Here is a 7,145-nt window from a genome sequence, read left to right as displayed (position 1 = left end):
CCTAAAGCCACTGCGACTAGGGCATCACAATGCAGCTCCCCTCCTTCAAGCTGCGCACAACGCAGACAACCCGCACCAGCCCGGTGAAGTTCTTGACCCCGCYGTGACGCAAATGCACTTCGCGGTCCACATGGGACAGTAGCGCACTGACAGAACAGCAATTGACCTTGGCCATATCGCCCAAAATATCCCAGTAGACCTGCTCAAGCCGCAAGCAGGTCGCAAAACCATTCAAACGCACCGAGCGGGATAAAGGCCGGGCCAGCCCCATATCAAATTCGCTGACGAACGGATCAACCCTTATATCCCCGGTCGTGCGGAGACTCCCTTCGTCCAGCCTGTCTTCGTAATCCATATTGCTGACACTCCTTTGCCATTCTTGCCTTCTATAAGAGCTACATCTGTTGCCTTATAAAAGCGCAGGCGCAAAGGTATATCCAGATGACTTTATGACCATCCATGTAGGATAAGCCAACAGCTAAAGGGAGATCATGGAGCCCGTCCTAGGCCGGCCGTTTTCCCACGCACTCAGGCGCGTCTTACCCAGCGCAAAAGAGATCTGATGAAGTAAAAAGCCAGAATGAGATCAAAACCCAAGGACCTGACTGCCTCCCGCCTCCTCGGCAAGCTGCTTGATCATGTCTTCGGAGCCTGCACGCCGGTTTCTTCTTAATAGAAGAAAGCCATGATCCGCGACAGATCGAACACTAGAGCACCGCCGGACTGCCTGATTTGAGTAGCCGCAGGCTTTGCTGTTAAATAGACAGTGTGTCGCTACCGCCTATTTTTTCCGGGGGCTGCGCATAGGCTGATACCGGGTACGTGCCCAACGCCTCTTATTGTTCTGAAGCGAACCGTGCTCCATCAGCTCTTCCTTGTGATCCGTCTTAACGCGAGTTAATCAAAATGTTGAAAATCGTCCACCTGCTAACGGGCGCAGCCGCCCTGCTGCTGTCCTTCATCCCCAGCCTGCGAGCTGAAGCGGTCCCTTACCTGCAACAACCCGATGCGCTGTACCTGGCGTTTTTCGGCCTGCTGAACCTCACCCTTGCTCCTGTTATCCCTTACTGGAACAAAGGCCCGCGCCACCAACTGCAAAACCTGGTCAGCGCGCTGCTGGTTCTGGCCGTCTTCCTGCAACTTCTGACATTGCTCGCGCCGATGCCTGTCATCGCCGGTCAACCCGCCGTTCTGTTCAGCCTGTTAGCTGCCCTGTCCGCCGTTTTCCTGCACCTGGGCGTCAGCTTCTACAAATCTTCACCGGCAGCCACCTCGCCAAGCTATGACATGAGCAACCGCGATACCGGCACCGTCAAGTGGTTCAACACATCCAAAGGCTTCGGCTTTATTTCCCGCGATTCCGGCGATGATATTTTCGTGCATTTCCGGGCAATTCGTGGCGAAGGCCACCGCGTTCTGGTCGAAGGCCAGCGTGTGGAGTTCTCTGTCATGAATCGTGACAAAGGCCTGCAAGCCGAAGATGTGATCGCCGCCCTGCCGCGTCGCTGATTCAAGGCTAAAAAAAACCGCGAACAGCCAGGTTGTTCGCGGTTTTTTATTGCCTGCTTCTTTATCATAAAAAGTCAGTAATGCGGCGGTGGCGCTTCCTCTTCGAAGGTTTCGAATTGGCCGGCCATTTCCTCCTGCCGCTTGAGCAGTGCAGCCATTTGCAGCTGCAGGCGTTCAACGGCACGCTGCTGCGTCGCCAGCACATCACTCAATGACTGAAGGGCGTCATCCTGAAACGCCAACTGACTCTCCAGATCGGTAACGCGTTCTTCAAGGCTCATGATTCAACCCTCCAGAAACGTGAAATCTTCGGCCAACACCAAACGCAGGCGTTCGCGAATCACTGCGATCTGCTCCGCAGTGTAGGGCGTGGCCGGCAGTTTGCCCCAGACCGGAGCAGGCCAGGCGGCGTCTTCACGCTTACGCACAATCACATGCATGTGTAGCTGACTGACAACGTTACCCAAGGCCGCGACATTCAGTTTGTCGGCGTCGAACGAATCCTTCAGCGTTTCTGCCAACGCAGTCGTCTCCTGCCACAGCTGTTGCTGCTCGGCGACACTCAACTGAAATATCTCGCTGATATCGTCGCGACGAGGCACCAGGATGAACCAGGGGTAATTCGAATCGTTGGACAACAACAACCGGCAGAGCGGGAAATCCCCAATCGGTAGCGTGTCTTGTTGAAGCCGTGGATCTAAAGCGAACACTGTGCGCACTCCCGCCTGGTTCTCAATTTTCAGCTTAGCGCCCCTTCCGAAGGACGGCGCACCAAGCGACAGGACGGCAGCATACCTGCGAACGGCGCTGGCTTCACGAACAGACACACGCCCCGACATGAAGCGTTTTTGCCAATCCGCACCATTACAGAACCAACCTTCAGCCCAAGACACTGAAATGACTGATTGACAACGATCTGTTCGACTCGGACAAAAGACAGCACTGTATGAATTCGGTACAGCGGTTAAAATTTCCTGCACCAAAATCGCACAGTTAGTCTACGCTGGGTGCGTCAGCATCCGCCATCTACTCACTTGCGGGGTGGACCGGTAACGTTTTAAATTGTTACACCGACGCCCCGCATGCTGGAACACGATGCAAACCTTTGCGTCAAGCCGAATAAAACGGGCTTTGAACGCCCGGTTTTATGAGGTTTTTATAGCGAAAGACCGGTCAGAAGAAAAAAAGCCAACGAATTGCAAAATTGTGCACGTTTGTTGCATCCATACCCACATCGCCTTGAAAACCTCTGCGGGATGTGGAAGGCTCAAGGCAAATAAAAACAGCGGCAGGGTTGCCCGATGGAGATTCAAACGTTTCACCAAGGACACTTTTTACCGAAGTTCAAGCCCTGGAAAACAACCTTAAAGTTGCCGGCCCGCTTGCATTGACGCTGTAAATTTGCGACATCTACCGAGCTGTTTGCGACAGGGTCGTAAAGAAGCCGAAAGGATGGATACGCAAGTATCGCCAATAGAGTCGGCGTGATATAAGTTTGCGCCGACACAAAAAGAAAGAGCCGCCCAGATAATAAATCAGGTGGGACGGCAGTACTCTTCTAAAACCAAAGGAGCAAATCACGATGCGCGTGATGAAGTGGAGCACCATCGCACTGGCAGTTGCAGCAGCAGCCAGTACTCAGTTGGCTACGGCCGCACCTTTCGTAAGTGACCAGGCTGAAGCCAAAGGTTTTGTTGAAGACAGCTCGCTGAACTTGCTGGTTCGCAACTACTACTTCAACCGTGACAACAAAAACGGCAACCCCGACCAGAAAGACTGGACCCAGGGTATCTGGGGCAACTACAGCTCCGGTTACACCAAGGGCCTGATCGGCGTTGGCGTTGATACATTCGGCTACCTGGCCATCAAACTGGATGGTGGCGACGGCACCAGCGGCACCGGCAACATGAGCCGTAGCGATACCCCTAACGCTAATGGCAGTCGCCATGTTAACGACAGCCAAGGCAAAGCCGGCGGCGCCGTTAAAATCCGCGTATCCAAAACCGAGCTGAAAGCCGGTGACATGCAGCCAAGCACTGCTCCAGTGTTTGCTGTTGGCGGTTCCCGTATCCTTCCTCAAACTGCCAGCGGTTTCCAACTGCAGAGCAGCGAATTCAACAACGTTGACCTGGAAGGCGGTCACTTCTACTCGGCGACCAGCCAGGACAAAAACGCCCATGACGGCGGCCTGTTTGCAACGTACGCAGGCGTAGAAGCCAACTCCATCGACTACGCTGGCGGCAAATGGGGCGTTACCGATGCACTGAGCCTTTCGCTCTACGGCGCCAAGCTCGAAGACATCTGGAACCAGTACTACGCCAACGCGAACTACACCCTCGCACTGGGTGGCACTCAGTCGCTGAACTTCGACGGTAACATCTACAACACTCAGGACACTGGTAACGCTGACGCAGGCGAAATCAGCAACACCGCCTTCTCGCTGGCTGCTGCTTACTCGTTCCTGAATGCGCACACCCTGACCCTGGGCTTCCAGAAGGTTAACGGCGATACTCCGTTCGACTACATCGGCGTGGGCAAGAACAACCGCGGTGGCGACTCGATTTTCCTCGCCAACTCCATCCAGTACTCTGACTTCAACGGTCCTGGCGAGAAATCGGTACAAGCCCGTTACGACCTGAAAATGGCTGAATATGGCGTACCTGGCCTGAGCTTCATGACCCGTTACGTGGACGGTTGGAACATCGACGGCACCAAGACTCCAGCGGGCAGCGCTTATGCTGGTCTGTACGGCGAAGACGGCAAGCACCACGAAATCAACTTTGAAGCCAAGTACGTCGTTCAATCTGGCCCAGCCAAAGATCTGTCGTTCCGCATCCGTCAAGCATGGCACTACGCCAATGCTGACGAAGGCGAAGGCGATGTCAAAGAGTTCCGCCTGATCACCGACTACCCGCTCAACATTCTGTAATTGCAGAAAGTCAGCACCCGGTAATCAAAGAAAGGCCCATCTTCGGATGGGCCTTTTTTGTTGGCTGAAATATTACGTTTAAACAATCAGATCTGTTAAGAACATGCCTGACTTAGCAGTCAGACATGATCAAAAAACAATCACTGCGACACAGACTCCTGCACCACCCGAATAACCCGCTGTGGGAAAGGGATATCAATGCCGGCAGTTTTCAAACGATCACGGGACTGTTCGTTGAACATGAACATCACATCCCAGTAGTCGGCTGTCTTTACCCAGACCCGAAGCGAAAGAGTGATCGAACTGTCACCCAAAGTAGAAACCACCGCCTGAGGTGCCGGATCTGCCAATACACGCGGATCTTTGGCCAGTTCCAGCAAAACCTCACGGGCCTTCTGCAAGTCCGCTTCGTAATCCACACCCACGTCGAACACCACTTTACGCGTTGGTTGACGATTGGTATTGGTGATGATGCCGTTCGACAAGTTGCCGTTAGGCACGATGATGGTTTTGTTATCGCCGGTCCGCAGTACCGTGTGGAAGATCTGAATGCTGTCGACGGTACCGGCAACACCTTGGGCTTCGATCCAGTCACCGATCCGGAACGGACGGAACAATAGAATCAACACACCGCCGGCGAAGTTAGCCAGGCTGCCCTGCAAGGCCAGACCGATGGCCAGACCCGCCGCACCGATGGCCGCGACGAACGAAGTGGTTTCCACACCGATCATCGACGCTACGCTGACGATCAGCAAAACCTTGAGAATGATGTTCGCCAGGCTGCTGATGAACCCTTGCAACGCAAGGTCGGCGTTACGCAACGCCAGCAGGCCGCCGAGCTTTTGTGTCACTTTATTGATCAGCCACCAACCGACAGCCAGGGTGATCACTGCCAGCAGGACACGACTGCCGTACTCCATGATCATCGGGATCCAGGCCTGGGACATCTTGACCAGGTTGTTTACCTCAGCATTTAAGTCCATCTACGCTCTCCTTGATTTTCCGGTTTTCCGGCACACAAAAAATAAAGCGGCAGAACAACCGAGCCGTCTCCGGCTCAATCATTTCTGCCGCTGCTTGGGCCTCGGACGCCGAAAGCGCCGAGAGGTTCCCGCGTTAAAGGTCAGTCGCGGAAGTTGTTGAACTGAAGCGGCATATCGAACGTCTTGGCGCGCAGGGCGGCGATGGCTTCCTGCAAATCGTCACGTTTCTTGCCGGTAATGCGCACCTGCTCGCCTTGAATGGCGGCCTGGACCTTGAGCTTGGCGTCTTTGACGTGAGCGACAATTTTCTTCGCCAGCTCTTTGTCGATGCCTTCCTTGAGGACCGCTTCCTGCTTCATCAGCTTGCCCGACGCGTAGGCATCCTTGACTTCAAGGCACTGCACGTCGATTTTGCGCTTGACCAGCGCCAGCTTGAGGATCTCGATCATCGCTTCGAGCTGGAAGTCGGCCTCAGCGGTCAGGTTGACGGTCAGGTCCTTTTCCTTGAACTCGAACGTGCCCTTGCCCTTCAGGTCATAACGACGATCGAGTTCCTTGACGGCGTTTTCGACCGCGTTGGTAACTTCGTGTTTGTCCAGTTCGGATACCACGTCGAACGACGGCATGTAATCTCTCCAATAAAAAGGCGCACTCGATTGCGGTGGTGCGCGCTTGGCTTGCGGTTAAAATCGGGCTCATTATAACGGGTCTTTTCCAACCCATACTGCGAGCGTCACATGCCTGCATCAAACCGAGTAAAAAGCTGATGTCGACCCCTTGGCATGTATTGGGTGCCGGCAGCCTCGGCACGTTGTGGGCCACACGTCTGGCGCGGGCCGGTTTGCCGGTCAGGCTGATCGTTCGCAATGAACAACGCTTGCAGGCCTATCAGTCGGCGGGCGGGCTGACGCTGGTGGAACAGGGCGACGCCACTACTTATGACATTCCCGGCCAGACACCGCACTGCCATGAACCGATCAGTCGCCTGCTGGTGGCCTGCAAGGCCTACGACGCCGAGAAAGCTGTCGCGCAACTGGCGCCACGCCTGACGCCTGACGTTGAATTGATCCTGTTGCAGAACGGCCTCGGCAGTCAGGACGCGGTCGCGGCGCAGGTGCCGCAGGCACGTTGTGTGAGCGCATCGAGTACTGAAGGTGCATTTCGCGATGGCGACTGGCGTGTGGTGTTCGCAGGTCACGGTTACACCTGGCTGGGCGATGCAGGCCATCCAGTGGCGCCGATCTGGCTGGATGATTTGACGGMTGCCGGGATTCCCCATGAATGGAGCACCGACATCCTCACACGGTTATGGCGCAAGCTGGCGCTCAACTGCGCAATCAATCCATTGACCGTTCTTCATAATTGTCGCAATGGCGGATTGCAGGATCACCAGTGCGAAGTCGCAACCCTTTGCGGTGAATTGACCGAGTTGCTGGAACGCTGTGGTCAGCCTGCGGCGGCAGAAAACCTGCAACAGGAAGTCGAGCGTGTAATCCATGCCACGGCGGCCAACTACTCCTCGATGTACCAGGACGTTGCGAATCAGCGCCGCACCGAAATCACCTACCTGCTGGGTTACGTCTGCAAAGTAGCCTCGCGGCACCAACTGAACCTGCCCCACCTCCATCAACTACAGCAACGGCTGATCGGCCATCTGCTCAGCCTTGGATTGCCCAGCGACTGAGCAGCGGCTACGCTGCCCACTTGTTCCTATTCAGCGACGA

8 protein-coding genes are annotated in these 7,145 nt (G+C 55.1%); 3 read left to right on the top strand and 5 right to left on the bottom strand.

Annotation, left to right across the window (positions count from 1 at the left end):
- Positions 1–16: 16 nt before the first annotated feature.
- Positions 17–355 (bottom strand): ribbon-helix-helix domain-containing protein, encoded by a 339-nt coding sequence (locus AC1DSG_RS09595; protein ID WP_477790672.1) that lies wholly within the window; start codon positions 353–355, stop codon positions 17–19.
- 551 nt (positions 356–906) lie between these two features.
- Between AC1DSG_RS09595 and AC1DSG_RS09590 the strand changes: the two genes are divergently transcribed.
- Entirely contained in the window at positions 907–1,509 is a 603-nt protein-coding gene (locus AC1DSG_RS09590; protein WP_477790671.1) for a cold-shock protein, read from the top strand.
- A 74-nt stretch (positions 1,510–1,583) separates the two neighbouring features.
- On the opposite strand, the gene AC1DSG_RS09585 is transcribed toward AC1DSG_RS09590, so the two are convergent.
- Positions 1,584–1,790 carry a SlyX family protein gene (locus AC1DSG_RS09585; protein ID WP_477790670.1) on the bottom strand — a complete coding sequence of 69 codons (207 nt, stop codon included), beginning with the start codon at positions 1,788–1,790 and terminating at the stop codon, positions 1,584–1,586.
- Positions 1,791–1,793: 3 nt separating this feature from the next.
- Positions 1,794–2,219: an HIT family protein gene (locus AC1DSG_RS09580; protein WP_477790669.1), complete on the bottom strand. Its 426-nt coding sequence runs from the start codon at positions 2,217–2,219 to the stop codon at positions 1,794–1,796.
- Between the two features lie 872 nt (positions 2,220–3,091).
- Between AC1DSG_RS09580 and AC1DSG_RS09575 the strand changes: the two genes are divergently transcribed.
- A complete protein-coding gene (locus AC1DSG_RS09575) occupies positions 3,092–4,438 on the top strand; it encodes an OprD family porin (protein WP_477790668.1) in 1,347 nt (448 codons plus the stop codon).
- A gap of 140 nt (positions 4,439–4,578) precedes the next feature.
- On the opposite strand, the gene AC1DSG_RS09570 is transcribed toward AC1DSG_RS09575, so the two are convergent.
- Positions 4,579–5,421, bottom strand: a complete 843-nt coding sequence (locus tag AC1DSG_RS09570; RefSeq protein ID WP_477790667.1) for a mechanosensitive ion channel family protein — start codon at positions 5,419–5,421, stop codon at positions 4,579–4,581.
- 140 nt (positions 5,422–5,561) lie between these two features.
- Positions 5,562–6,047, bottom strand: coding sequence for a YajQ family cyclic di-GMP-binding protein (locus tag AC1DSG_RS09565; RefSeq protein ID WP_007906601.1), 486 nt, complete (start codon positions 6,045–6,047; stop codon positions 5,562–5,564).
- 140 nt (positions 6,048–6,187) lie between these two features.
- Here AC1DSG_RS09565 and AC1DSG_RS09560 point away from each other — a divergent pair, with 140 nt between their 5' ends.
- A complete protein-coding gene (locus AC1DSG_RS09560) occupies positions 6,188–7,105 on the top strand; it encodes a putative 2-dehydropantoate 2-reductase (protein WP_477790666.1) in 918 nt (305 codons plus the stop codon).
- The last annotated feature ends 40 nt before the right edge of the window (positions 7,106–7,145 follow it).

It is taken from the genome of Pseudomonas sp. P5_A12, assembly GCF_056400685.1.
The sequence above is the reverse complement of the archived record's forward strand: the minus strand, read 5'-3'. Positions and strand labels throughout refer to the sequence as shown.